Raw genomic sequence first — 25044 nt, forward strand, 5'->3', positions numbered from 1 at the left:
TTAGACGGCGGCTGCGCGTTGACGCGCGGCCATCTTCGATTTCCGGCGTCCGTCCTCGGTCAGCACGCGCTTGCGCAAGCGGATCGACTTGGGCGTCACCTCGACCAGTTCATCATCCTCGATGAACTCAAGGGCGCGTTCGAGCGACATCGGCTCGGGCGGCGGCAGGTTGGGCGCGTCGTCCGACCCGGACGCGCGCATGTTCGTCAGCTTCTTGGCCTTGCAGACGTTGACCGTGATATCGTCGTCGGTCTTGCCGCGTCCGACGATCATGCCTTCGTAGACCTCTGTCTGCGGCGCGATGAAGAACGCGCCGCGCGCTTGTAGATTGTCGAGGGCATATGCGGTGGCGATGCCGGTCTCCGCGCTTATGAGCACTCCGGTGTTGCGGCCGGGGATCTCGCCGGCCAGCGGCTGGTGATCGTAATAGGTATGGTTGATGACGGCCGTGCCGCGAGTGAGCGTCAAGAGCTCGTTGCGCAGCCCGAAGAGCGCGCGCGTCGGCATCGTGTATTCGAGGCGCTGCTGCGAGCCGTAGCCCACCATGTTGAGCATCTTCGCGCGCCGCCGCCCGAGCGACTCGATCACCGAGCCAGCGTACTCCTCGGCGACGTCGACGACTACGTACTCGATCGGCTCCATGCGCTGGCCGTCGCGCTCCACGACGATGACCTGCGGCTTGGAGACGCCCAATTCGTAGCCTTCGCGCCGCATCGTCTCGATCAACACCGAGAGATGCAGCTCGCCGCGTCCGGACACGTGGAACGTGTCGGGCGAATCGGTCGGCTCAACACGCAGCGCCACATTGCTCTCCAGCTCGCGCTCGAGGCGCTCTTTGAGGTGGCGGCTGGTCAGATACTTGCCCTCGCGCCCGGCGAAGGGCGAGGTATTGACGACGAAATCCACCGAGACCGTCGGCTCATCCACCAGCACCGCATCGACCGCTTCAGGTTCATTGGCGTCCGCCAGCGTCTCGGCGATGTTGACCTCTTCCACGCCCGAGAGCGCGATGATGTCGCCCGCGCGCGCCAGCGCGAGCTCGCGGCGCTGCAAGCCGAAGAACTCGAAGATCTTGGTGACGCGATGCGTGGTGCGTTCGGCGCCGCGGATGCGCACGATCGGGTCGCCCGGCCGCACGACGCCGCGGAAAATGCGCCCGATACCGATGCGCCCGACGTACTCGTTGTGGTCGATGTTCGACACGAGCATTTGGAACGGGCCCTCGTCATCGCCCGGCGGCTCTGGGATATGCTTGATGATAGCGTCCATGAGCGGACGCAGATCGCTGCCGGGATTTGCGAGCTCTCTGGTAGCGGTACCGGCGCGCGCGTTGGTGTAGATCACGGGGAAATCGAGCTGGTGATCGGCGCAGCCGACGTCGATGAAGAGCGCGAGCACTTCGTCGAGCACCTCGACCGGCCGCGCGTCCTTGCGGTCGATCTTGTTGATGACGGTGACGACCGGCAGATCTTGTTCGAGCGCCTTGCGCAGCACGAAGCGGGTCTGCGGCAGCGGGCCTTCGGCCGCGTCGACCAGCAGCAGCACGCCGTTGACCATCTGCAAGACGCGCTCGACCTCGCCGCCGAAATCCGCATGGCCAGGCGTGTCGACGATGTTGACCTTGACGTCGCCCCACACGATGCCGGTGTTCTTGGCCAAGATGGTGATGCCGCGCTCGCGTTCGATCGGATTGGAATCCATGACCAGATCGCCCGCCTGCGACGGGTCGCGGAACACGCCGGCTTGGCGCAGCATGGCGTCGACCAGCGTCGTCTTGCCGTGGTCGACGTGGGCGACGATCGCGATATTACGAACATCCGGACGAGTGTGCACATCTCTTTATACGGCTGAGCCGCTCGGGAAGCCTGGTCGCCGCGCCTGCGTGCGCAGGCCGGTTGCGGCTTTAGACCGAACAGCGCGCCGACCATGACGGACCCGCAGTTCTCAAGCGGCGATGACCCCGTGCGGCAAGAGCGGTCGCATCCGCACCCGCCCGACATCGCGATGGACGTCGACCCGTCGTACGATCCCGACAATGATCCGACGGTGCGCTCCTTCGGCGTCATGGGCGCGTCAGGCGGCGTCTTGCTGCCCGAGATCCGCGCGAAGGCGTTTGAGCTGGGGCGCGCGATCGCGGAATCCGGCTGCAGCTTGATCACCGGCGCGTGCCCGGGCCTGCCCTACGATGCGGCGCGCGGCGCGCAGGCGGCCGGCGGATTATCCATCGGCATCTCGCCCGCGCTCTCGCGCAGCGAGCACGTCAAGCGCTACGACTCGCCCGTGGACGCGTACGATGCCATCATCTATACGGGCAGCGGCCTGATGGGGCGCGAAGTCCACAACATCCACTCATCGGATATCATCATCATCGTCGGCGGCCGCTCGGGCACGCTGGGCGAGTTCTGCATCGCGTTCGACGAAGGCAAGCTCATCGGCGTGCTGCAGGGCTCGGGCGGCATCGCAGACGCATTGCCCGAGCTGGTCCCACAACTGGGCAAGCGGACGGGTGCCTGCATCATCTACGACCATGATCCCCGACGACTCGTGCAGCGCTGCATCGAAGAATACCGGACGTCGCACTATCGTCATCCCTCGACATTCGTCGAGTCGGCGCCAACGGAGGATGGGCAATGGCCCGCATCAGCTTCATCGGCGCCGCGGGCGTCGTAACCGGCAGCAAACACCTCGTCGAAACCGATTCCGGCGCGCGCGTGCTGCTGGATTGCGGCATGTTCCAGGGCTTGCCGGAGTTGACGCAACGCAATTGGACGCCCCCACCGGTCGACCCCAAGACGCTCGACGCCGTGCTGCTCTCGCACGCGCATCTCGATCATTGCGGATATCTGCCGGCGCTGACGCAGCAAGGCTTCACCGGTCCTGTCTACACAACCCCCGCCACCATCGACGTGGCGACGCTGGTGCTGCGCGACTCGGCCGGTCTGCAAGAAGATGAGGCGCAGCGCGCAAAACGCCATCCTGAACGTGGCCTGCACACGACGCCGCTGTACACCGACGACGACGTCACGGCCGTGACAAAGCTTTTCAAGCCAGTCGCGTATGATGAGGATCGAAGCGACATCGCCGGTTGCCGCTTCCAGCTGGTCGACGCGGGCCACATCCTCGGTTCGGCGATCATCCAGCTATGGTTCAAGGAAGGCGAGCTGACGTTCTCAGGCGATCTCGGGCGTTACGGCCGGCCGCTGCTCAACGATCCCACCCCGGTCGCCGAGAGCACGGTCGTGCTGTGCGAGTCGACGTACGGCGACCGCTTGCATCCCACCAACGATCCGCAAGTGGATCTCGGCGCCGTCATCAACGCCGCGTACAAACGCAACGGCGTGCTCGTGATCCCGGCATTCGCCATCGGACGCACGCAAGAGATCCTGTATGCGATCGGCGGGCTGCAGCGCGCCGGAGCGATTCCGCAGGTCGACGTCTATGTCGACAGCCCGATGGGCAACCAGGCGAGCGAGATCATGGCGCGTCATCCGGAAGCGATGCGCATAAACCTGCAGCAGCAGTTCGGCGCGCAAGCGGACTGCATGGGAGCGCAGCGCGTCACCATGGTGCAAACGGTGGACGATTCGAAACGCTTAAACGACCTAGTCTCGAAGGCGGTAATCATCTCGTCCAGCGGCATGGCCAACGGCGGCCGAGTGCAGCACCACCTGCGCAATCGCTTGCCGCGCCCCAACGACACCGTGTGCTTCGTCGGTTTCGAATCGCCGGGTACACCGGGCAACGTCCTGTTGAACGGCGCCAAGACGATCAAGATCATGGGCGTTCCTATCCCGGTGCATGCGACCATCGCGCATATCGACGGCTTTTCGGCGCACGCGGACAAGAACGAATTGCTGCGCTGGTTCGGCGGGTTCACCGACAAGCCGCAAGTCTACCTGGTGCATGCCGACCCGGCGGCGGCTGCGTCGCTCGCCACGGCAGTGGCGGCGAAGTACGGTTTTCCGACGCAGGTGGCGAAGGTGGGCGAGGTCGTCACCATATGAGCGAGCGCTTCACGCCGGTCGACGAGCATTGGGAGCAGCGCGTGGTCGAGAGCTTCGCGCGCCAGGGCGCGATGACGCTGTTAGGCGCACGCATACTACATCTGAAGCCGGGCGTGTGCTCGATCGGCGTCGCGTACCGGCCGGAGCTCTCCCAGCAGCACGGCTTTTTCCACGCGGGCGTCACCAGCACGATCGCCGACTCGGCGGGCGGCTATGCGGCGTTGACGCTATTCGATTCGGCCTCAGAGGTGCTGACCGTCGAGTTCACGATCAACCTGCTCGCGCCGGCGATCGGCGAAGAGCTCGTCGCCTACGGCCAGGTCATCCGAACGGGCAAGACGATCAGCGTGTGCAGGGTGGACGTCGAGGCGATCCGCGGCGGCAAGACCACGGTGTGCGCGCTGCTGCAGCAGACGCTGATGCGCGTGGATATCGACTAGCCGCTCGAACGGTGCAGGTGCTGGTCCACGATCTTGCGCGCCGCGGCGCGCGGATCGAGCTCGCGCGCGAGCACGGCCGCCAACACGGGCTCCATCGCGCCGTCACTCGACAGCTGGGCGCTGACGAATTCGCCGACGTGGCGCTTCACGGCCTCGACCACCTCATCGCGCAGGTGATCGCGCGAGCGGCCCATGCGCTGGTCGGCCTCGAGCACGAGCCGGTGTTGCTGGCACGCCTGCCATAGCTCCTCGACGCCTTGGCCGGTCGTGGCGATCGTCTCCAGCACTGGCGGCTTCCAGCGCCGGCGCCGCTCTTCAGAGCCGCCCAATGTCAGCATAGACTTGAGATCCGCCACCGTCTGGTGCGCGCCCGCGCGATCCGCCATGTTGACGACGAAGATGTCCGCGATCTCGAGCAGGCCGGCTTTGATGGTCTGCACGCCGTCGCCCAGGCCCGGGACCGTCACGACGATGATCGTGTCGGCGACCTTGACGATCTCGAGCTCGATCTGGCCGACGCCGACGGTCTCGACGATGACGACGTCGCGGCCGGCGGCATCGAGCGCGCGCACGACCTCCCGGGTCGCCGGCGCCAATCCGCCCGCGTTCTTGCGCGACGCCATGCTGCGGATGAAGACGCCGCTGTCGCCGGCGTGGCGCTGCATGCGCACGCGGTCGCCGAGCACCGCGCCGCCGGTGAACGGGCTCGACGGATCGACCGCGACGATGCCCACGCTCTGGCCGCCCTTGCGGATCACCGCCGTGAGATCGTCGACGAGCGTGCTCTTGCCGGCGCCGGGCGGGCCGGTGACTCCGATGATGTGCGCGCGCCCGGTTCGCGGATACAGCGCCGAGACCAGCGACGCGGCGGCCGGATCGTCGTTCTCGATCAGCGTGATGGCGCGCGCCAACGCCCGCCAATCGGACGCGAGCACGCGTTTGGCGAGTTCGCGGCCGCGCTCGTCCGCCGTATCGCGCTGGTGAGCCGGGGACTGCATGCGGCTTTGAGTTCACGGCGACACTGAGGGGCGCCTGCGCCGGGCGCCGAACGCAGCGCACCAATGAAAAGCTCCGAGCAGGTCAGGATACCCGTGCGCAAGCCGTTTTCGGTGTTTGCGACGGCTATCTCTCATGGCTGGTATCAGACCATGCCGTTTCGCCTCGACAGCACGCGCGGCGTACTGCAGCGCGTCGAGCAATTGATGGATGGCAGCGTCGTGCTGCTCGAGATGCGGGATGAACCTTCGACGCGTCGCGGCTATCGCGATGCCGTGGTCGATGTGATCGGAGAACGCGCGGGCGACCCGGGCGTCGCACAGGAGATGGCGCGCCGCGCCACCGTCATGCTGCATCTCGACGAGGATCTGCGCGGGTTCTACGCGCTTGCGCGCGAGCGCGCCGACCTCTCGCACGTGCTCGAGCACGGCGCCGGACGCGTCATGCGCGCCTCCACCCTTTGGGAGGACGTGATCAAGACAGTGCTCGGGACCAACGTGCTGTGGAGCCAAGCAGTCGTCATGATCAACCGCGTCGCGGATCTCGGCGAACCGTTCCCCGGCGATCCGACACTCAAAGCGTGGCCCTCCCCAGGACGCATCGCACGCGCGGGCGAGAAGCACCTGCGCGACGTCGTGCGGGCCGGCTATCGCGCGCCGTACATCATCGAGCTGGCCCGCGCGCAGAAATCCGGCGCGATCGATTTCGACGCGATCGAGGCGCAGTCGCAAACAGACGATTCGATCGTGCTGTTCAAGAAGCTCCTAGCGCTCAAAGGCGTCGGCAAGTCGTCGGCGCACTTTCTCATGAACCTGCTCGGCCATTACGACCACATCTCGGTGGACAGCGCGACGTTCGCCTACGCCAAGCGCGCTCTCTTCAGGGGCAGGCGCCCGACGGAGAAGCAGATCCGTCGGCGCTTCGCGGAGTTCGGCAAGTGGCAGTCGCTGGTGTATTGGTTCGGCCGCTGGTCGCCGAAGCGGGAGTGGTGGGCGGACGCGAGCGGCCGCGCCTCAATGTAGGCTGGGGTTGACCAGCACCGTGCCCGGGAAATACGCAGCGACGATCGGGGCGGCGAGCATGCCCGCATTCGCGCGTCCGCGCGCGCCCCATTGGCACATGCCGACGCCGTGCCCCAATCCGTGTCCGGTGAAGACGTAGCCCTCGGTCGATTCCCGGACATCGAACATCGCGCTGGGCAGCACTTTATAGCCGAGCACGCTGCCGACTTGAGTGTAGAACTGATGCCCGTCCACGTCGTCCGCCGAGGTGGCCGGGCGCACGATGCGCACCGTCTTCGCGCGTCCGTCCGTCCAGCGATCGGTCACGATGATGTCCGAAAGATCGCCGAACACCTGGCCGAGCGCTTGCGGCGACACCGCGTTCTCCCACGCGAAGTACGGCGCGGGCGTGCAATACGGGCGCCCGCGGTCGTCGGTGTCGGCGATGCCGTACAGATATGCAGGGCCTGGATGTCCGGTGAGCTCGTTCGACCCTGCCGTATGGCCGCCGCACACCGCGCTGTAGAAGACGTCCGCCGGCGCTCCCCCCGCGGTGATCATCATGCCGGCGGTCGCCGCGGCGGCGCTGGTGAACGCCGGCGCGATAGTGTCGGATCCTTCGTAGACCTGGTTCGACGTATCGTCCGTGACGTCGTACGCTTTGGCGGCGCTATGCACCGCCGCGCGCAGCCCGTACGTGCGCGAGACGATCGCCTGCGCCTTGATCGACTCGACCGCCCAGCTCGGGCTGATCTCAGACGCCAGGGTTGACGCGACATAGGATTCGACGTCGATCGCGTTCACCACGAGCGCAGACGATCGAACGCGCTGGAGCGTGATCGCCCCGCCGTAATGGCGCGACGGCAGCGCGGTGCCGGCTGTCGCGCTCACCAGCACTGGAGCCGCAGAACGGACGACGACCGGTGCGTCGCCGAGCGTGAGATTCGTCAGATCGCCGGTGAGCGTGCCGGCCACGCCATCGAACGTCAACGCCGTCATCTCGCGCGTGGCGGTGCCGATCGAAAGTTCGAGCGGCGCAGTGCCGCTGATCTGCACGCGCGCAATCGTTTGGCCGGAGTAAAGGCGCACGCGGATCACTTGCGGCAGCGGCGCAGGCGTATGGGTGGCCGCGAGCGCGCGTCCGGCCCCAAGAGCTGCCATAGCGACGCCGCCTGCGATGAAATGACGCCGCGTCGATCGGTGCACGGTGCGCTCACCTTGCGCTTCGCGCCGACGGGTTCCTCGCGGATGCGCGACCGTGCGAGGCCGGCCGCAGCCGCCTACCGAAAAGGCGGCGCATGATCATACACATGCTCGTACCGCTCGTGCTCGCCGCAGTCACCGCAATGCCGGCGTCGCCGGCCGCGCCTGCGTTCCAGGCAAGCGGCCCATACACCAAAGCGCCCGGCATGGGCATCCACATCGGCACGCTCCCGCCCGGCGCGAATGATGCCATTACCGACGTCGCAGGCGTGCGCGTCGGCCAGGTCACGCATATCGAGGGCCAGGGCAGGCTTGCGCCCGGCATCGGCCCGATCCGCACGGGCGTCACCGCGATCATTCCGCGCACCGACATATGGCACAAGCGCATGTACGCCGCCGCGTGGCCGCTCAACGGCAACGGCGAGATGACCGGGAGCCTGTGGATCAATGAGTCGGGCTGGCTCGAGGTGCCCATCGTGCTGACCGACACGCTCTCGGTGGGCCGAGTCGACGACGGCGTCATCTCGTGGATGATCAAGCAGTACCCGGGCATCGGCAACACCGAGGACGTGCCCCTGCCGGTCGTTGCCGAGGTCAACGACGCGTTTCTCAACGACCAGGCCGGACGGCACAACACGCCGGCCGACGTCATGCGTGCGCTGGATGAAGCCACGTCCGGACCGGTCGCCCAAGGCGGCGTCGGAGCGGGCACCGGCGCGGTCGCGCTCGCGTTCAAAGGGGGGATCGGTACGGCGTCGCGCGTCGTATCGGTTGCCGACGGCGGCTACACCGTCGGCGTGCTGGTCAACATCAACACCTATGGGCGGCGTCAGGATTTCGCCATCGACGGCGTCCCCGTCGGCGCTGAGATCAAAGACCTCCAGCCGGTCGAGCCGCATCCGACCGAGGGGTCGATCATCATGATCGTCGCAACTGACGCGCCGCTGCTGCACGATCAACTGCTCGAGATCTGCAAGCGCGCCGCGCTCGGCTATGCGCGCACCGGCGGCGACTCTCGCGAAGGCAGCGGCGATCTCATCCTCGCATTCTCCACCGCCGACGTCGTGCCGTATGGCGAGAAGGCGCTGACCTACACGCCGACCGCGTTCGATCGGGGCAATATCAACCCGCTGTTCATCGCGACGATCGAAGCGACCGACGAAGCGATCGTTAACGCGCTCCTCTCCGCGCAGACGATGACCGGCCGCGACGGCAACACGGTGTATGCGCTGCCGCACGATCGCGTGCTGGAGATCATGCGCCGTTACGGGCGCTAGGCGCAGACGTGGCATGGCGGCCGGTCTGTTCGACCGGCGTGACGGAAGTCGAGGGCAAGCGGCTGCGCGCGGCATGGACCAGCGCCGGCGTCGCGTTCGTGGACGACGCCACGCCCACCGCGAAGCGCTTGATGGCGAAACGTCTCAAGATGCAGCTCGTCGAAGCGCCGGTGCCCGCACGCATCCGAGCCGCGCTGGTGAAGTCGGCCAAACGCCCCGGCGGCGACGACGTGCCGATCGACTTGAGCTGGGCGCGCGACTACGAACGCGACGTGCTCCTCGCTGCGCGCACGATCCCGTGGGGGGAGACGCGACCGTATTCGTGGCTAGCTCGCGAGGCACGCCGGCCGCGCGCCGTGCGAGCCGCCGCGAGTGCCATCTCGCGCAATCCGCTGTGGTTTCTCGTGCCGTGGCATCGGGTCGTATATAAGGATAGCGCGGGCAAAAAGGCCAGCACCGCATTCGCAAAGCGGAAGCAGTGGCTGCTCGAGCGCGAGCAAAGGGCCCCGAAGTCCTAAGGTCAGCCTGCCGCGCGAGGCCGCATCACGAAGAGCACGATGGCGAGGGCCGCTCGGGCTATCGCGCTCCATAGGATCAGATGGTGCGGGAACATCCGATCCGCATTTCCTACGATGATTTCGTAGGTCTCCAGCGCCACGACCAACACCAACGTGACGATGAGCGCGTCGATGATCCCCACATAGCGCACGGGATCGCGAGAGGCGCACCACGTCATGTAGCTCAACCCTAAGACGACCGTCCCAATGGCTTTGATCAAGAAGCCCACCGACTCTGCGCCCGGTCCGGTTGGGATGGCATACGCTCCGGCAAGCCAGTTAGTGGCGAAGATGAGGAGCAGGCCGGCGAGCGCGACCCACACCGCCAGGACGGCGAGAAACATTCGAAGTGCCGCGTACGAGCCCGAAGGGGTTGAAGCAATGGACGCGCTCATGCGATGATCTCCTCTTGCGTACCGTGCAGCGCCTGCTGCATCGCTGCTCGCAGCTCGGTCAAGCCGGCGCCTGTCTTTGCTGAGACGGCGACGCCGTCGCCCGGCGGTGCGACCGGCACGAGATCGCTCTTGTTCCACGCGATGACTACAGGTTTGCCGCCGGCACCCAACTGCACCAGCAGCGCTTCGACCGCCTCGCGCTGGCGGCGCCAGAACGGGTTGCTCACGTCGATGACGTGCACCAGCAGCGTCGCGTCCGTGACTTCTTCGAGCGTCGCCGCAAAGGCGGCCACAAGCTCTTTGGGCAGGTCGGTGATGAACCCGACCGTGTCGGCGAGGATCGCCTCAGAGCCATCGAGACGCACTTTGCGCAGCGTGGGATCGAGCGTCGCGAAAGGCTGATCGGCGACGAACGCGTCAGCCCCCGTCAGCGTGTTGAGCAACGACGATTTGCCGGCGTTCGTGTAGCCCACCAGCGCGATGACCGGCGTGCCCTCGCGCGTGCGGCGCTGCTCGCGCCGGCGCTTGCGCACGTCTCCGAGCTGGCCCTCGAGATGCGAGATGCGCAGGCGGATGCGCCGGCGGTCGACCTCGAGCTTGGTCTCGCCGGGTCCGCGCGTGCCGATGCCGCCGCCAAGACGGGAGAGCGCATCACGGGCGCCGATCAGATTGGCGGCGCGGTGGCGCAGCTGCGCAAGCTCGACCTGCAGTTTGCCTTCCGCGGTGCGCGCGTGGCGCGCGAAGATGTCGAGGATGACGACGTTGCGGTCGATGACAAACGCATCGGCGCCCACGATCTTCTCCAAGGCCGTGCGCTGGCGCGGGCGCAGGGCGTTGAGCAGCACGATGCCGTCGGCATTTTTCTCACGCACGAGGGCCGCGAGCTCGTCGGCTTTTCCGGCTCCGACCAATGTGGACGGATCGACCTTCGGGCGGCGCTGGATGACGCGCGCGACCACGTGCGTCCCTGCGGCGCGAGCAAGCGCGACCAGCTCGTCAAGCTCGACGTCGAACAGCGCGTGATCGTCGCCCGTGTCGACGCCGGCGATGATGACGCGCTCGGGGCCGGCTTGGGTTGAATGAAGCATCAGCCCCTCGATATACGACGCGAGCGGCTCGAAAGCCGCCCGCGGGGGTCTTGTGCTAGGAGACCGCGGTCAAGGGCGGCGCACCCTTGCGCAGTCCAAACGGATGATCTGCGACCGGTGTCAGCGGCGTGAAACGCAGCTGATTCTGATATGTCGAGACGAGCAGTTCGATGCCCCCGTGCACGCTGTTCTCCTCAGTGACGCACTTGGAGAGCTTCTTGAGCATGTAGGCCTCGAGGTTGCCGAGCGCGTGCTGCCAGTAGGGATCTTTGGTGAGCTTGGAACCGTCGAAACGATCTTTGTCGACGAGCCAAACAAAAACCGGCTCGCTGCCTTCCCGGAACCCCAGTACGAAGAGGGGTGTTGGCTGCGCTGCCGGCTCGGTGTCGGGGTAGAACGAGCACGTGGTATAGAATTCGAGCAGAACGTGTTCGGGCTCGATCGGTTTACTCACGAACGCCTCCTGTATCGGTCGCTGCTTCGTCGACCGGAGCGAGTCGGACGCGGCGCTAGTGCGGGGTTGGTCCGTTCTCGCGGGTTTCGGCGCAGCGGCAAAGCGGTCCCTGTAGCCGACGCATTTGATGGCTGCGTTCGGGGAGGACTGCGCGCGTCCCACGGCGCAAACCGCCCGGGGGCCGAGTTCTCTAGAAGTCAGGCTCGAAAGCATGACCGTGCCGTCGCCGTACTTCATCCAAGTCTCGGATACGCATCTCTTCGAAGACGCGGCGACCAAGCTATGGGACGTCGCGCCCGACCAGGCGCTTGACGCAGCGATCGAGTCGCTCTCCAAGCTCGACGGCACGCCCAGCTTCATCCTAGTGACCGGCGACTGCTCGGCCGATGGGACCGAGGCGTCGTACCTGCGCCTGGCCGGCAAGTTGCAGCGTCTGGGCGCTCCCGTCTATTATTTGCCCGGCAATCACGACGACGCAGGCCGCATGGCTCGTCTTCTGGCGGGCCGCAGCATCGCCTCGGGCGACAAGCTGGTACAGGATTTCGAATCGCAAGGCTGGCGTTTTCTGCTGCTGGACAGCTCGGTACCCGGCCAGGACTGGGGAGCGCTCGGCAGCGAGCAGATCGAGTGGCTGCGCGACGCGCTGACCCAACAACCATCCATGCCCACGATGGTGGTCGTGCACCACAATCCCGTGCCGGTCGGCTCCGCATGGCTCGATACGATGACGATCGCCGATGCCGACGAGCTGTTGCCGGTGCTCGATGCCGCGCCGCAGGTGCGTGCCGTGCTCTACGGACACGTCCATCAGGAATCGAGCGAGCAGCGCGGCGACGCGAGGTACATGAGCGCTCCCTCGACTTTCTTCCAGTTCAAGCCCAAGGCCCAGACCTTCGACTCAGACTCGGTGCCATCCGGAGCGCGGATCGTTCACCTGGAGCCAGACGGGTTCTCGACCGCGGTGTTGCGCTTCGGCCAGCCGTTGCCCCCGCTCGTATAGGCTAGGGCCTTTGCAGCGCCAGTTCCCAGTCGCCGTCGTCGGCGATGATGATCTCATCCGCCTCGACGTGGGCGCCGCGCGGACGCTGCGTGAGCGTGCATAGCTTGCCCGCGATCTCGATCGTGCCGCGCGCCCCGGGCCCCAACGCGAGACCGGTCACCAGCGGCGCTGCCAGCGCTGCGGCCGAGTACGAGGCGCGGATGCGGAAATGCCGCTCGACTGATTTGGCCATGGTCGGGTCAGCGATGCGCATGACGATCGGCAGGTCAGGCGCGTAGGCGAGCGCGGTCAAGGCCACTTCGAGATTCGCACTGTCGCTATCCGTCACCGCCAACAGCGCCGCCGCATGCGCGACGCGAGTCATCTCCTGTGCGCCCTCGCTCGTCGCATCGGCGGTCATCACATGCGCGCCGAGCGCGCGCACGTCATCCGCCAGCGCCTCATTCGGATTGCGGTCGATGACCGCGACGCGATAGCCCGCGTGCAGCAGATACTGGGTCACGCGTGCGCCGACGTTGCCGAAGCCGCACACCACGATGTGCCCGCGGCCGGTGACCGGGTGGCGGCCCCGCGCAAACTCGAGCGAGCGGCGGGTGATGGTGGCGGTCAGATACGCAAGCAGCGTGCCGGTGATGGCGATGCCGCCGGCCATGACCAGCATACCGACCGCTTTTGCCATGTCGTCGCTGTGCAGCAGGGAGATGTCGCCGAAACCGGTGGTCGTCGCTGTTGTGATGACGAAGTAGAACGCATCGAACATCCGCAATCCGAGCTTGGTGTGGAAGAAGATCGTGGCGAACACCAGCAGCCCTGCGAGGGCCGCGTACATCGAGACCAACACCGGGTCATAGCGTCGCCGTATCAGCCGCTGCCAGAAGGTCTCGCGCGGGCGCACGACCAGCGAGCGTTGCGTCGAGGCCTCGGCCGCAGACCTGGGCGCGTGCTCAAGCAAACTCGCGAACGTCACGGTCGCACCTTCTGGTATCGTCTCCTCGTCCGGCGGGAAGGCGCGCTGGTCGATCGCCAGCACCTGCCAATGCCGAGCAGCTTGCACCGCGCCGACCGAGCGGCCGGCGCAGTCCAGCTTGGCGCTGTCGGCGCGGCAGAAGGTGAGCAGGTGTTCGGAGTAGCGCGGGAACTCGATCGCCTGATAGACGCTCGGGTTGAGGCACGACGCGGCAAAGGTGGCCGCTGAAAACGTCTCCGGGCTGACCGCTTCGCTGTTGTCCAGGTTATTGACGATCTTGCGGCCGAGCCAGCGGTTGAATTGGCGCAGCACGATGCGGATGCGCGGATTGAGATCGCGCGCGGCGAGCACGACGCGCAGGTTGAGCTGGTCGTCCGAAGTGATGGCGAGAATGGTGCCCGCGACGCGCACGCCGGCCTGCGAGAGCACCGCCGGGCGGCGCGCATCGCCGAAGACGTTGGAGATCAAAGGATCGCTGATCTCGACGTCGTGCTCGCGGCCGGGCCATACCGCGCTGACGCGTCTGCCGGCGCGCGCAAGGCCTCGGCATACTTCGATGCCGAGCTCGTCATGACCGAGCACGACGATGACGTCCACCGTGCCGCCCGCCTCTTGCGGGGTTAAGCCCGAACCGGCGTGCTCGGTCGGGGCGATCTGCGCGGCTTCACTCAAGGTTTCGCTCAAGGGCGGACCTCCGCGGGCTTAGGTTTCGGCGTCTGCGCGAGGCGTCCCGTTCCTCCAGATTCTGGATTTGCCAGCCCGAACTGCCGATATGGCAATAGGGACCCTACGAACCCGTGAGCATTGGCATGGCCGGGGGTGTTTAAGTGCCGAGATCAAGGCGCTGGACCACGGAAATCGGTCCGCAAGAGCCGTCGTCGCAATTCAGCAGAGGTACCACTAAGTGGGAGCCGACGCTCGCATTTCCCAAGAGCGGCGCGCACCGTGCGACGATCGGCGATCGGCTCTTCGCAGAGGTCCATATCGACATCAAGATCCAGCAAGAGCGCGGCGCCAGCCACGACGGCTTCGACGGCACCACGACGCGCTCGGTCCAGCCGTTCATCGAAAGCATCGTCTACGATTATCTCGGCGTCGAGAACGAACGCACGCTGGTCGTGCGCGAAACCTCGCGCCAAGGCGAGCGTATCGACCGCGCCACGCTGTACGTCCGTCTTGCCGCTGATGGCCCGACGAAGATCCGCTTCGCATCGGGTGTGGTCAGCGTGATCGTCGACGACGAGCAAGTCGCGATCGTGCGCTGGCTCGGGCCGTAGGAATTCCGGCCTACTAGAACAAACGTTCGATATAGATGGCGTTGCTCACCGCCCTCGGGGGCTTGCTCACCGTCCTGCTCTCCATCACGCCGGCCTTGCCGGATACGCTCGTGTCGATTTACAATCGCGCCGCGGCCATGAACGCGGCCCTTTTCTTTGCCGCGCCGGACAAGACGACATATGTCAGCACCGGCGACATCGACGCGATGTGGCTGCGCGACTCGAGCATCCAGACGCGCTCCATCCTGCACGACCGGCGCCTGGCGCGCGGCGTCATCGCGCGTCAGGAACGGCTCATCGTCATCGACCCGTATGCCAACGCGTTCTCGCGCGGCTATCTGCCGATCGAGCGCAAGTTCGAGATCGATTCGCTGTGCTACCCGGTGCTCTTGGCGGACGATTACGGGCGCGCGGCAAGCGATCGCGGTATCTACGATCATCCGTTGCTGCTGGAGATGCGCGCGGTGTTGCACACCCTCGAGGTCGAGCAACACCACGCGACGATGTCGTCCTACCATCACAACGAGCACCCGATCGACCCGACTATCGGCCTCGTCTGGAGCGCATATCGGCCAAGCGATGAGGCGCAGTCGTATAACTACAACATTCCGGAGAACATGCTGGCGTCGGTCACGCTGCGCACCATCGCGCGGCTCATGCGCGACTTCTACGCCGACCCGCAAGAAGCGCGCAGGGCGGACGGGATCGCAGACCGGATCGACGATGCGCTCGCCCACAAGGCCGTCTTCAACACGATGGTGGGGCGCATCTACGCCTATGAGATCGATGGCCGCGGCCACGCGAAGTTCATGGACGACGCGAACACCCCGAGTCTGCTTTCGGTGCCGCTGTTCGGCTATCGAGTGGATCCTGGCGTCTACGCGACTACGCGACGCTTCATCTTGAGCAGCGCAGACCCGTATTACTACCGCGGCAGATTCGCGTCGGGCATCGGCAGTTCGCACACGCCCGGCAATTACGTCTGGCCGCTCAGTTTGGTGGTCGAGTACCGGACGGCCACGGACAATACGGAACGTCGACTGGTGGTCGCAGCGCTTGCCGCCTCGAGCGCCGGCGACGGCGCGCTGCACGAGTCGTTCGACGTGAACGATCCACGCAAGTACACGCGCGAGAGCTTCGGTTGGGTCAACGCGCTTTTCGAACAGACTTTCAAGAAATAGAGCACTCACCCGACGGGATGGAGCGGTCGAATTTATTCGACCGTCACGAACGGTAGCCGGTCGGCAGGTTGATCGAGGCCGGCAGGTTCGAGGGCGTCCCGGCAAAGCCCGACGGCCATGCGCTTGCGCGGATCTTCCCGCTCAACATGTCGTGCCATGCCGCGGATATCGTCGGGGCGAGCGTGACGATCGCGTGCGTGCCGGCAGGCACCACGTACAGCCCGGTGGGCACGCCGACGCTATTCAAGTAGATCGCGGTGTTCTGCGGATAGGTCGTGGGGATGCTCTCGTCGGCCGTGCCCGTGATGACGTAGACCCGCGTGTGCTGGAATGCGGCGCGGACCAATTCGATCTCGCTGCCTAAGGCCGCGCCGGCGATCGCCATCACGGCGTTCCAGCGGGCCGGGTACTGCCGGCCGATCTTGAAGACGGAAAAGCCGCCCATCGAGTAGCCGACCAAGTACACGCGCTTGGGCGCGACGTGGTATGCTGCCGCCACCTCGTCAGTGACCTGGTAGACCTCGTCGTCGGCAGGCGAGGCGAAATCGTATATGCCGCGGCCGTATGGCGCGGCCACGATCACGCCGCTGTCATCGGCGAACTGGCGGAAGAAGCGGCTTGCGAGGATCTCGGAATCGTACTGAGGATTGCCGTGCAGCAGCACGACGAGCGTCGGCTCGGTGGCGAGATGCGGGGGCACGTACAGCGTGAACGGCGCCAGCATGCCGTCCTTGCGCGAGACGATAAGCCGTTCGGCTAGGCCCTGCACTCCCGCGATCGGCGCCGAAACGCCCACTACTTGCGCCACGATGCTGGCGTCGAGATGCGCCTGCATCGCGACCCGCGTGCTCCACTGCTCGTTCGAATAGCCTGGCGGTGGCGTCGCATCAGGCATCCAGCCGAGATCCGTGTCGAGTCGCTCTTCGAGGTTCGCGGCCTGGTCCGGGCCCATCTTGCGCGTGACGGCGCCGTAATTGGCGGAAAGTTGAGTCAGCGCGCCGCGCAGCTCGTCTTGCGGCGAGGATGCCGCCGCGTCCCCACGACTGGAAAAGCCGGCCAATACGCACACGGCCAGCGCGAGCGCTGAGGTCGTGGCGCGCCAGGCGCGTGGTCGGGGTCGGGTCATAGCGCTAGATACTCCGGCGTGCGGCATTCGACCGCGCGGTTGGCACGTCTTTGGCACGGTCGAATAAATTCGACCGCTCCATATAGGAGCGCTACAGGCCGGTGTAGACCGGGCCGCCGCCGCCTTCGGGCGGCACCCAATCGATGATCTGGTACGGATCCATGATGTCGCACGTCTTGCAGTGGACGCAGTTCGCGAAGTTGATCTGGAGTCGCTTGCCGGAGTCGGCGAAGCCGTCTTTGGCGATCGGCGGTGCGCCGGTCGCGGCCGGGATCATCTCATAGACCGCAGCCGGACAGAAGTACTGGCACGGGTTGCCGTACTCCGCGGCGCAGCGCGTCGCGCAGACATCGGTGTCCGCGACCAGCAGGTGGCAGGGCGAGTCCTCGTCGTGCGAGGTGCCGCTGCGGAAGACGTCATCCAGTTTGTTGAACGTCAGCTTATTGTCGTAGACGGGGCGTTCGAAGCCGGGCACGTTGCGCCCGAAATAATCGACCAGCTTCTCCATGCGCTCGTAGCCGGCTTTGCCCGGCAACCGATCGTGGATGCCGAAACCGCGCCCGCCGGTGATCATGCCGAGCGAAACGTTGAACAGACCGGCGAGCCGGCCCGCATCAAACCCTTGATGGAAATTGCGCGCCGGATAGAGATCCGAGCGGATCCACGACGACTCGATGCGCTGCTGATATGGCGCCAGCCCCGCCGCTGACGAATCGCCCTTGACGATCGCCTCGTAGATCGTCTCTGCGGCGAGCATGCCCGACTTCATCGCGAGGTGGATGCCTTTGAGTTTGAGCGGGTTGAGCATGCCGGCGGTGTCGCCGATCAGCAGTACGCCGTCGGCGTACGGCCGCGGCATCGCAAACCAGCCGCCTTCGGGGATCGCCTTGGCGCCGTAGCGGAACATCTGGCCATCGGATAGCAGCTTGGCAACGCTTGGGTGCTGCTTGAATTTCTGGAACTCGGCGTGCGGCTCGAGCAACGGGTTCTCATAGTCGAGCCCGACCACAAATCCGACATCCCAGATGTCGTCCGCCATAGAGTAGATGAAGCCGCCGCCGAACGTGTCGTTGTCGAGCGGCTCGCCCAGCGTGTGGATCACTTGGCCCGCGGGCGTCGAGCCCTTGGGCATCTGCCACAGCTCCTTGATGCCTATTGAATAGACTTGTGGATGTTTGCCGTCCGTCAGTTGTGGCAATTTGCGGCCAAGCTGCTTGGCAAGCGTGCCGCGCGGGCCTTCGCCCAGCACGGTCACCTTCGCGATGAGATCAGGACCCGGTTCGTAGTTGCGTTTGGGCTGGCGATTCTTGTCCAAACCTTTGTCGCCGACGCGCACGCCGATGACGCGTTCACCGTCGAGCAGGATCTCCTGGCCCGGAAATTCGGGGAAGACTTGGACGCCGAGCTTTTCGGCCTGCTCCGCCAGCCACTTGACGAGTTTGTTGAGGCTGGCGACGTACTTGCCGCTATTGTTCATCATCGGCGGCTGGATAGGGGCTTTGATGTGGCCGCCTTTGGTCATGAACCACAGCGCGTCGGAGGTGACCGGCGATTCGACCGGACATCCGGCGGCGAGAAAATCGCCGAACAGCTCTCGCATGCCGCGCGGATCCATCACCGCGCCGGAAATGCCATGGTCGCCGATCGCGCGCGCTTTGTCGATGACAAGGATGTTGTCGGTCGACAGCTCGGGGCCGGGCTTGGAGCCCGCCTTGACCGCGGCGTTGTGCTCGGCGTAGAGTTGCGCGAGCCTGATGGCGCCGGCAAGACTGGCCGGCCCTGCACCGACGAATACCGCATCAAGCTCGAGCAGATCTCGTTCTTGCGCCATGGGTTCTCCGCCGCCGCGAGCGCTAGTTAGAGCATTGCGCCGGTCGACTTGGCGACCGTCGCGCTGCCGTTGACCGCGTTGACCGCGTAATCGCCGTCGGGCAATGTCTTGCCCTTGAACGGCATGACGATGCTGATGAAACCCGTCGTCGTGCGCGGCGGGATGGTGAGCAGGATCGCCGCCTTGGTCGTCGGCATCTTGGGCGGACCGATCGTGAATCCGTCGATATCGACCTTCGTATCTGCCGCGTTGGTCAACGCGAACGTCACTTCGTAGTGCACTCCGCCGCTGGCGACCTGCACCGCAGAGACCTCGACGCCGTCGACGGTCGCGCCGCCTTTGGGATCCTTGATGTCGAGCGGCACGAACGGCAGATCGGTGGGCGGCAGGTCGGCGCTGCCCGAGGTGAGCTTGTCGCCTTTATCGTCCTCGAACGTCATCGTCACGGCTTTGACGTAGCCGGCATCTTTCTTGGTCTTGAACGCGACCAGCGTCACGTCGGTGGTGGCGCCCGGCGCGATCGTGATCGCCAGCTTGTCATCGCCGATCGCGACGCCGGCGTCGCTCGCGACGGAAAGCTTCGAGAGTGTGATCGCTTTGGCGGATGGATTCTTGAGCGCGAAGGCGAGCTCGAGGAAGCGCGGCGCTTTGACCGGATCGGTTTCGGACCCGTCATACGCGTAGCGCCCGGTGGCGCTTACAACGGTGAGCGCGTCCGAGGCGCCCGGAGAGGCCGAAGAATACGCGAGCGCGCCGCTACCCAGCGGACCGGGAGAGCCGTTGAGCGCACCCGACGACTGCGGTCCGGGGGCAGGCGGTCCGGGGACCGGCGGCGGGCCGAAGCCCGCGTTCTGGCTGCAGGCCGTGAAAAGGGCCGCGGCCGCGCACAGCGCCGCCGCGACGTAGAACGCACTCTTGGACATAGGCGCGGCGTCTTCGTCGAGCCCCTCCCCATCGCCTGCGGGACGCGCCCGCGCCGCAGTTAAGCGTCGATTAGAACACCACTTCGTCGATGTAGCACCAGCGCCAGTCTTCGCCGGGCTGGAACGACTGCACGATCGGATGCTTCGTCGCATGGAAATGCTTGGTCGCGTGCTTGTTCGGCGAGCTGTCGCAGCAGCCGACGTGGCCGCACTCGAGGCATAAGCGCAGGTGGACCCAATCGCTGCCCGTCTTCAAACATTCCTCGCAGCCTTCAGGCGTGCGCGGTTTCACATCCTTGATCTGGTCGATATGAGTGCACACCTCTGCCATACGCTATCCTATCAAAAGAACGGATTGTGTTCGCGCTCTTGCCCGATCGTCGACGGCGGGCCGTGACCGGGCAGCACGACCGTGTCGTCGGGCAGCGAGAAGATCTTGAGCTTGGTGGTGCGCAGCAGATCGTCGTAGCCGGTCATATCGCCGAAGATGCCGCCGACCGAGCCTGCGAACAGCGTATCGCCGGTGAACGCCGAACCCTGATAGATGAAGCAGATCGATCCATCCGTATGGCCGGGCGTATGGACGACGCGGATCGCGCCGTCGCCGAACGGCAGCGAGTCGCCGTCGCCGACGTTGAGCGCGCCGCGCGCCAGGTCGCCCAGCGCGGGCGCATCGAGCTTATGCACCGCGATGCGGGCGCTTGGAAACGCGGCCCGCAGGTCCGGCACACCGTCGATGTGATCCGCGTGCTTGTGCGTGACGAGGATATAATCGAGCTTGACCGGCGAGCGTTTGAGCGTCTGCACGATATTGGGGACGCTGCCGCCGGGGTCGACGAACGCCGCCAGCCGTTGCTGTTCGAGGATGACGAAATAGCCGTTGCTGGGATGCGGCTTGTTGACCTGATGCCCGATGTGCGAGGGCAACGGATTCTCGGCCGGACGCCAGCGCCCGAACGCGATGTCGGCGAGTTTGCCCGGATCAAGCCCCAAGGCGGTCGCGAGCGAGCGCGCCTCCGCCTCGGTCGGCGTGGCCGCATCTTTGGTGAATCGCTCGACGTGTGACGGATCGACGCCGGCGCTGACTGCGAGCTGTCCGAGCGGGATGCCTTTGGCGCGCGCCGTCTTGCGCACGATGTCCCCGAAAGTGTCCTCAAGGTCAAGTCTGACGATCATGCCGCCGCCCTTACGCTGCGGGCCTGCCGAATCCATTCGCGGGCCGGATTCACTCGGCCGCAGCGGGAGCTGGCGCGCCGCCACCGCGCGGGGTCGGCTTGAAAAACGGGATGATGATCATTGTGGCGATGAGCGCGAGCCCGAGCATGAGCGACGCGTCCTGGAAGCCTGCCGTGAACGCCTGCGCGTACAGTCGGCCCGAAAGCGCTGCCAGCGCCTGTTGCGACGCGGTGACCGCATCGGAGCCGCCGCGCGCGACAAAACCCCCGGCGATTTGCGCCAACTGAGCTTGTGTGACATGGGAATACTGCGTGATCGCTTCACCGAAGCGCTCGAAATGATAACGCTCGCGGTTGACCAAGAACGTCGCCAAGATGGCGATACCGAATGAGCCGCCCAGCGTGCGCGTGAGGTTGAAGAGCGATGAACCGTCGGCGCGCTCGTTCGGTTTGAGCGTGGTGAGCGAGATGGCGCCGATCGAGGTGAACATCAGTGGCAACGACGCGCCACGGAGGATCTGGATCCACATCAGCTCGCCGTAGCTGACGGAGAGATCGACGCGGCTTTGCAGGTACAGCGCGCAGGCGAAGATCGCCAGCCCCAAGCCGATGAGGATGCGCGCGTCCACGAACGACGACGCGCGCCCGACGATCGGGAACATCACCAGGCTCACCATCGCCGCGGGCAGCAGCAGCAGCCCGATCTGCAACGCCGTATAATGGAGCAGATCGCCGGTGAACAGCGGCACCAAGAACAGCATGCCGAACAGCGCGGCGCCGAGCATCGCGCCGGCGACCGAGCCCAGCGTGAAGTTGCGGTTCTTGAAGATGCGGATGTTGATGAGCGGATGGGGCTCGGTGAGCTCGACGAAGATGAACGCGACGAAGGAGAGCACCGAGACGAAGGTCATCCAGAAGATGAAGGGCGATTGGAACCAGTCGTCCTTTTGACCCTCTTGGAGCACGACTTGCAGCGTGCCGAGCCAGACCGCCACGAAAATCAGGCCCCATAGGTCGATCGGAGCGCCGGCGCGCTTCGCCGTCACCTCGCGATTCTCGTGGATGAACATGAAGGTGAAGAAGATCGAGAGCGACACCAGCGGCACGTTGACGAAGAAGATCCATGGCCATGACAGGGTGTCGGTGAGCCAGCCGCCGAGCGTCGGGCCGATGGCCGGGCCGAGCGTGGCGCCGATGCCGTAGAGCGCCGAGGCCATCGCGAATTCCTGAGGCGGGAACGCTTCGAGCAAGATCGTGAGCGACACCGGCAAGATGGCGCCGCCGCCGATGCCCTGCAAGATGCGGAAGAAGATGAGCGAGTTGAGGCTCCACGACAGTCCGCACAGCAGTGAAGCCACCACGAACACGACCTGACTGAACACGAAATAACGGCGCAGCCCGAAAATGCTGGACTGCCAACCCGTGGTCGGGATGATGATGACGTTGCTGATGAGATAGCCGGTGATGACCCAGTCGATCTCGTCCACGCCCGCGCCGAACGACGATTGCATGTTCGGGAGGGCGACGTTGACGATGCTGGCGTCGAGCACGGCCGTCAGCGCCGCCAGCATGACGGGGATGGAGATCAGCCACTTATTGCCGATCAGGCGCGACTGCATGGCGCGCTAGTGGTTGCTCGTGTCGACGGTGACTTCGGCGGATAGCCCCTGACGCAGCAGGTGGTTGGGATCCGACGATTGGTCGATCTTGATCCGCACCGGCACGCGTTGCACGACCTTGGTGAAGTTGCCGGTCGCGTTGTCGGGCGGGATCAGCGCGAACGTCGAGCCGGTCGCCGGCGAGAGGCTCTCGACAGTACCGCGGAACTTCTCGTGCGGGTAGGCGTCGACTTTGATGGTCGCCGGCTGGCCCACGCGCAGGTTGTTCATCTGCGTCTCTTTGAGGTTGGCGGTGACCCAGATGTTCTTCGGATCGACGATTGCCATGAGCGCTTGGCCCGGGTTGACGAAGTCGCCGACATTGACCGACCGCTTGCTCACGACGCCATCGACCGGCGCGCGGATGGTGGCGTATGAGAGCTGGAGCTTGGCGGCGTCGAGGACGGCCTTGGCGGCGCCCACTTCCGCGGCGCTGGTGTTGGCCTGCGCTTCCTTTATCTTCGTGGTATCCGTGCCGGTCTGCGCCTGCATGAGTGCGGCAGCGTTTCCGGCGAGCTGGGCCTGCGCGCGTTCCAATCCCGCTCGGGCCTCGAGCACGCCCTGATTGGCAGAGTCGCGCGCCGCAAGCGCGGATTGGTATTGCGCCGATGTGGCATCGGCTTCTGACTGAGAGATCGCCCCTTGGGCGACTAACTGCCGGGAGCGCGCCTCGTCTTTGCTCGCCTTGGTCAGATTGGCCTCAGCGGCTTTGAGCTGTGCCTGCGCGGATAAGAGCGCGGCCTGGGCGTTGGTCACGCCGCTTTGCCCTTGTCCGATGCCGGCGTCCGCCTGCGCGATCTGCGCCGACGTCACCGCTGCCTGCTGCGGCACGCCGATGACCGCCGCGTTGTGCGATGCGAGGGCCTGGTCGTATGCCGCTTGGGCCTGCTCGGCCGCCGCCTTCAGGTCTCGATCGTCAAGGGTGACGAGCACGTCGCCCTTGTGCACGGTCGAGTTGTCGTCGACGGTGATGTTCGTGACCTGCCCTTTGACCTTGGGCGCGATGGTCGTGATGTTGCCGTCGATCTGGGCGTCGTCGGTCGAGACGTGGCGCGACGCATATATAAGATAGGGAATTCCGATGGCGAGGATCAGAACTGCTAGCCCGACGACGATTGGAATGACAATGCGCCGCCTGCTATGGTTTTCGGGTTTGTCAGCCATGTATGTGTCCTAGTCGGGGAATGGGTCGAGTCGCTCGATGGGCAGGTCGCGAAGGTGGGTTCGCATCGCGTCGAGCCAGGCGACGATTTTCGACTTTTGATCTGCGGAGAGGCAGCTGCCGATGCGCTTGACGAGCTCTTGATGGCGCGGCGCGAACCAGGTTATGAACTTCTTACCCTTCTCGGTCAGCTCGGCGAGCACCATGCGGCGGTCGTCTGGGTGATCGATCCGGCGCACGAGGCCGTCTTTGACCAGGCCGTCGACCAATCCGGTGATGTTCGCGCGGGTGACCACAAGGTATTCACCAAGCTCGGAAAGCGGCAGACGCTTTTCCGGCTGGGAGTCGAGGGTCATGAGGATGTTGATGCGCCCGGGCGTGACTCGGACGTCGCCGGTCACCGCTTCGAGCATGTTGGTCAATTCGCTGACCGTGCGGCGCAGCGTGACGATCAGGTTGACGGTGTCGAAGTCGCCATGGGTGGAGCTGCAGTAACCTTTGAGGCCCTTCCGCAAGAGAGCCATGTCGCTCTCCGGGACGTTTGGAACAGTGGCAGTTTCGTCTTTCATTCGGCCTTTGTTTAGCTCCTAATGGTTAATGGCCTTATTATATTGGAGAGGGCCGCCCCTGTCAACCGGATGCGCACCTGGGGTAGTACTTAGACCCCCTCAGGATGCGGCATTCTTGGGAACACCTGCAAGGCCTTAGTACGTCGCGATAAGCTCGATGAGGCCGACGATGTGGCGGTTAAACTCGTCCAGTTCCGCGGCGGGGATCCAATACTCCTGATGAATCCGGCTCCCAACTTGATGGACCTGATATTTCGAAATATAGTCGGCTTCGACCTCAAAACGTAGCACGTGGCCTTTCTTACCGTCTTTAGCGTTCCAATCTCGCGCGATCTGCGATGCATACTCCTCGCTTAGAACGGGATAGAAAATAGGCTGGCCGGGAAGCCGAGGTGGGAAAATGCGGAATGCTGCTTGGCGAACCAACTCGAGTTCGACCTCCCCGACGGGCCGAAACAATGTTATCGTCTTCAACTCTTAAAGAGTGTCGAACTTGGAACCGACAAGCGTCTCAACAACTCGTTCGGACAGCTCGCCCGAAAGCATATAGAGATCCATCGGCTCTAGTCTAAGCCGCCGTTGTAACAAATCCATAACTGACGCCCGAATAATCGCAATACTCGCGACGACACCGCAAGCATCGTGATCAGGTGAAGTACCTTTTTCAAAGCCGTCCTTCGAGTTCGCGAGCGTCGCAGAATCCAATGTGTGGAAATCCAATACGTGGAAATGTTAAGAATACTTAATTCTATCTAACTGA

At 65.0% G+C, this 25044-nt stretch carries 25 protein-coding genes; 9 read left to right on the forward strand and 16 right to left on the reverse strand.

Annotation, left to right across the window (positions count from 1 at the left end; translation table 11 throughout):
- Window positions 1–1833 (reverse strand): translational GTPase TypA, encoded by a 1833-nt coding sequence (typA, locus tag VKF82_05445; GenBank protein ID HME81501.1) that lies wholly within the window; start codon window positions 1831–1833, stop codon window positions 1–3.
- 93 nt (window positions 1834–1926) lie between these two features.
- Here typA and VKF82_05450 point away from each other — a divergent pair, with 93 nt between their 5' ends.
- The 3 genes from VKF82_05450 to VKF82_05460 are packed head-to-tail and all read left to right on the forward strand — an operon-like array spanning window position 1927 to window position 4444.
- The gene (locus VKF82_05450) at window positions 1927–2670 is read left to right on the forward strand and encodes a hypothetical protein (GenBank protein HME81502.1); all 744 of its coding nucleotides are present in this window, start codon (window positions 1927–1929) and stop codon (window positions 2668–2670) included.
- On the forward strand, window positions 2631–4004 hold the full coding sequence (locus VKF82_05455) for an MBL fold metallo-hydrolase (protein ID HME81503.1): 1374 nt from the start codon (window positions 2631–2633) through the stop codon (window positions 4002–4004). Before VKF82_05450 ends, VKF82_05455 begins: the two co-directional genes overlap by 40 nt.
- On the forward strand, window positions 4001–4444 hold the full coding sequence (locus VKF82_05460) for a PaaI family thioesterase (protein HME81504.1): 444 nt from the start codon (window positions 4001–4003) through the stop codon (window positions 4442–4444). Before VKF82_05455 ends, VKF82_05460 begins: the two co-directional genes overlap by 4 nt.
- Here the strand turns inward: VKF82_05460 and meaB are convergent.
- The gene (gene meaB, locus VKF82_05465; protein ID HME81505.1) at window positions 4441–5442 is read right to left on the reverse strand and encodes a methylmalonyl Co-A mutase-associated GTPase MeaB; all 1002 of its coding nucleotides are present in this window, start codon (window positions 5440–5442) and stop codon (window positions 4441–4443) included. The two genes, VKF82_05460 and meaB, sit on opposite strands and share 4 nt — an antisense overlap.
- Window positions 5443–5505: 63 nt before the next feature.
- Here meaB and VKF82_05470 point away from each other — a divergent pair, with 63 nt between their 5' ends.
- Window positions 5506–6462, forward strand: a complete 957-nt coding sequence (locus VKF82_05470; protein ID HME81506.1) for a hypothetical protein — start codon at window positions 5506–5508, stop codon at window positions 6460–6462.
- Here VKF82_05470 and VKF82_05475 read toward each other — a convergent pair.
- Entirely contained in the window at window positions 6454–7647 is a 1194-nt protein-coding gene (locus tag VKF82_05475) for a SpoIID/LytB domain-containing protein (protein HME81507.1), read from the reverse strand. The two genes, VKF82_05470 and VKF82_05475, sit on opposite strands and share 9 nt — an antisense overlap.
- Before the next feature lie 92 nt (window positions 7648–7739).
- Here VKF82_05475 and VKF82_05480 point away from each other — a divergent pair, with 92 nt between their 5' ends.
- Window positions 7740–8921, forward strand: a complete 1182-nt coding sequence (locus VKF82_05480) for a P1 family peptidase (protein ID HME81508.1) — start codon at window positions 7740–7742, stop codon at window positions 8919–8921.
- An 8-nt stretch (window positions 8922–8929) separates the two neighbouring features.
- Window positions 8930–9439 (forward strand): methylated-DNA--[protein]-cysteine S-methyltransferase, encoded by a 510-nt coding sequence (locus tag VKF82_05485; GenBank protein HME81509.1) that lies wholly within the window; start codon window positions 8930–8932, stop codon window positions 9437–9439.
- A gap of 2 nt (window positions 9440–9441) precedes the next feature.
- On the opposite strand, the gene VKF82_05490 is transcribed toward VKF82_05485, so the two are convergent.
- Genes VKF82_05490 through VKF82_05500 form a run of 3 tightly spaced genes read right to left on the reverse strand, consistent with a single transcriptional unit; the run spans window position 9442 to window position 11415 of the window.
- A complete protein-coding gene (locus VKF82_05490) occupies window positions 9442–9873 on the reverse strand; it encodes a hypothetical protein (GenBank protein ID HME81510.1) in 432 nt (143 codons plus the stop codon).
- Window positions 9870–10961, reverse strand: a complete 1092-nt coding sequence (hflX, locus tag VKF82_05495) for a GTPase HflX (GenBank protein HME81511.1) — start codon at window positions 10959–10961, stop codon at window positions 9870–9872. Before hflX ends, VKF82_05490 begins: the two co-directional genes overlap by 4 nt.
- 55 nt (window positions 10962–11016) lie before the next feature.
- Window positions 11017–11415 (reverse strand): hypothetical protein, encoded by a 399-nt coding sequence (locus VKF82_05500; GenBank protein ID HME81512.1) that lies wholly within the window; start codon window positions 11413–11415, stop codon window positions 11017–11019.
- Window positions 11416–11626: 211 nt separating this feature from the next.
- Between VKF82_05500 and VKF82_05505 the strand changes: the two genes are divergently transcribed.
- Complete coding sequence (locus VKF82_05505) at window positions 11627–12415, forward strand: phosphodiesterase (protein HME81513.1); 789 nt, start codon at window positions 11627–11629, stop codon at window positions 12413–12415.
- A 1-nt stretch (window position 12416) separates the two neighbouring features.
- Here the strand turns inward: VKF82_05505 and VKF82_05510 are convergent, their stop codons facing one another.
- Window positions 12417–14066, reverse strand: coding sequence for an NAD-binding protein (locus VKF82_05510; GenBank protein HME81514.1), 1650 nt, complete (start codon window positions 14064–14066; stop codon window positions 12417–12419).
- 143 nt (window positions 14067–14209) lie between these two features.
- Here VKF82_05510 and VKF82_05515 point away from each other — a divergent pair, with 143 nt between their 5' ends.
- Together VKF82_05515 and VKF82_05520 are read left to right on the forward strand one after the other, a co-directional pair.
- A complete protein-coding gene (locus VKF82_05515) occupies window positions 14210–14659 on the forward strand; it encodes a hypothetical protein (protein ID HME81515.1) in 450 nt (149 codons plus the stop codon).
- 35 nt (window positions 14660–14694) lie between these two features.
- Entirely contained in the window at window positions 14695–15840 is a 1146-nt protein-coding gene (locus VKF82_05520; protein ID HME81516.1) for a glycoside hydrolase family 125 protein, read from the forward strand.
- Between the two features lie 43 nt (window positions 15841–15883).
- Here the strand turns inward: VKF82_05520 and VKF82_05525 are convergent, their stop codons facing one another.
- From VKF82_05525 to VKF82_05565, 9 genes are all read right to left on the reverse strand, one after another.
- Window positions 15884–16966 (reverse strand): dienelactone hydrolase family protein, encoded by a 1083-nt coding sequence (locus VKF82_05525; protein ID HME81517.1) that lies wholly within the window; start codon window positions 16964–16966, stop codon window positions 15884–15886.
- Window positions 16967–17057: 91 nt separating this feature from the next.
- Window positions 17058–18797, reverse strand: coding sequence for an electron transfer flavoprotein-ubiquinone oxidoreductase (locus tag VKF82_05530; protein HME81518.1), 1740 nt, complete (start codon window positions 18795–18797; stop codon window positions 17058–17060).
- 26 nt (window positions 18798–18823) lie between these two features.
- Window positions 18824–19720, reverse strand: coding sequence for a hypothetical protein (locus tag VKF82_05535; GenBank protein HME81519.1), 897 nt, complete (start codon window positions 19718–19720; stop codon window positions 18824–18826).
- 70 nt (window positions 19721–19790) lie between these two features.
- The gene (locus tag VKF82_05540) at window positions 19791–20042 is read right to left on the reverse strand and encodes a UBP-type zinc finger domain-containing protein (protein ID HME81520.1); all 252 of its coding nucleotides are present in this window, start codon (window positions 20040–20042) and stop codon (window positions 19791–19793) included.
- 20 nt (window positions 20043–20062) lie between these two features.
- Window positions 20063–20932, reverse strand: a complete 870-nt coding sequence (locus VKF82_05545; GenBank protein ID HME81521.1) for an MBL fold metallo-hydrolase — start codon at window positions 20930–20932, stop codon at window positions 20063–20065.
- Between the two features lie 13 nt (window positions 20933–20945).
- Window positions 20946–22514, reverse strand: a complete 1569-nt coding sequence (locus VKF82_05550) for a DHA2 family efflux MFS transporter permease subunit (GenBank protein ID HME81522.1) — start codon at window positions 22512–22514, stop codon at window positions 20946–20948.
- Window positions 22515–22520: 6 nt separating this feature from the next.
- Complete coding sequence (locus VKF82_05555) at window positions 22521–23717, reverse strand: HlyD family secretion protein (protein HME81523.1); 1197 nt, start codon at window positions 23715–23717, stop codon at window positions 22521–22523.
- Window positions 23718–23726: 9 nt separating this feature from the next.
- Entirely contained in the window at window positions 23727–24239 is a 513-nt protein-coding gene (locus VKF82_05560) for a MarR family transcriptional regulator (protein HME81524.1), read from the reverse strand.
- A gap of 180 nt (window positions 24240–24419) precedes the next feature.
- Window positions 24420–24743 (reverse strand): hypothetical protein, encoded by a 324-nt coding sequence (locus tag VKF82_05565; GenBank protein ID HME81525.1) that lies wholly within the window; start codon window positions 24741–24743, stop codon window positions 24420–24422.
- Window positions 24744–25044: the final 301 nt, after the last annotated feature.

It is taken from the genome of Candidatus Eremiobacteraceae bacterium, assembly GCA_035314825.1.
GTDB lineage: Bacteria > Vulcanimicrobiota > Vulcanimicrobiia > Eremiobacterales > Eremiobacteraceae > JAFAHD01.

Bases quoted from the DNA above. Each gene is read 5' to 3' on its own strand.
- VKF82_05450 (HME81502.1), top strand. From the start codon at position 1,927: ATGACGGACCCGCAGTTCTCAAGCGGCGATGACCCCGTGCGGCAAGAG.
- VKF82_05455 (HME81503.1), top strand. From the start codon at position 2,631: ATGGCCCGCATCAGCTTCATCGGCGCCGCGGGCGTCGTAACCGGCAGC.
- VKF82_05460 (HME81504.1), top strand. From the start codon at position 4,001: ATGAGCGAGCGCTTCACGCCGGTCGACGAGCATTGGGAGCAGCGCGTG.
- meaB (HME81505.1), bottom strand. From the start codon at position 5,442: ATGCAGTCCCCGGCTCACCAGCGCGATACGGCGGACGAGCGCGGCCGC.
- VKF82_05470 (HME81506.1), top strand. From the start codon at position 5,506: ATGAAAAGCTCCGAGCAGGTCAGGATACCCGTGCGCAAGCCGTTTTCG.
- VKF82_05480 (HME81508.1), top strand. From the start codon at position 7,740: ATGATCATACACATGCTCGTACCGCTCGTGCTCGCCGCAGTCACCGCA.
- VKF82_05490 (HME81510.1), bottom strand. From the start codon at position 9,873: ATGAGCGCGTCCATTGCTTCAACCCCTTCGGGCTCGTACGCGGCACTT.
- hflX (HME81511.1), bottom strand. From the start codon at position 10,961: ATGCTTCATTCAACCCAAGCCGGCCCCGAGCGCGTCATCATCGCCGGC.
- VKF82_05505 (HME81513.1), top strand. From the start codon at position 11,627: ATGACCGTGCCGTCGCCGTACTTCATCCAAGTCTCGGATACGCATCTC.
- VKF82_05520 (HME81516.1), top strand. From the start codon at position 14,695: ATGGCGTTGCTCACCGCCCTCGGGGGCTTGCTCACCGTCCTGCTCTCC.
- VKF82_05525 (HME81517.1), bottom strand. From the start codon at position 16,966: ATGACCCGACCCCGACCACGCGCCTGGCGCGCCACGACCTCAGCGCTC.
- VKF82_05530 (HME81518.1), bottom strand. From the start codon at position 18,797: ATGGCGCAAGAACGAGATCTGCTCGAGCTTGATGCGGTATTCGTCGGT.
- VKF82_05535 (HME81519.1), bottom strand. From the start codon at position 19,720: ATGTCCAAGAGTGCGTTCTACGTCGCGGCGGCGCTGTGCGCGGCCGCG.
- VKF82_05545 (HME81521.1), bottom strand. From the start codon at position 20,932: ATGGATTCGGCAGGCCCGCAGCGTAAGGGCGGCGGCATGATCGTCAGA.
- VKF82_05550 (HME81522.1), bottom strand. From the start codon at position 22,514: ATGCAGTCGCGCCTGATCGGCAATAAGTGGCTGATCTCCATCCCCGTC.
- VKF82_05555 (HME81523.1), bottom strand. From the start codon at position 23,717: ATGGCTGACAAACCCGAAAACCATAGCAGGCGGCGCATTGTCATTCCA.
- VKF82_05560 (HME81524.1), bottom strand. From the start codon at position 24,239: ATGGCTCTCTTGCGGAAGGGCCTCAAAGGTTACTGCAGCTCCACCCAT.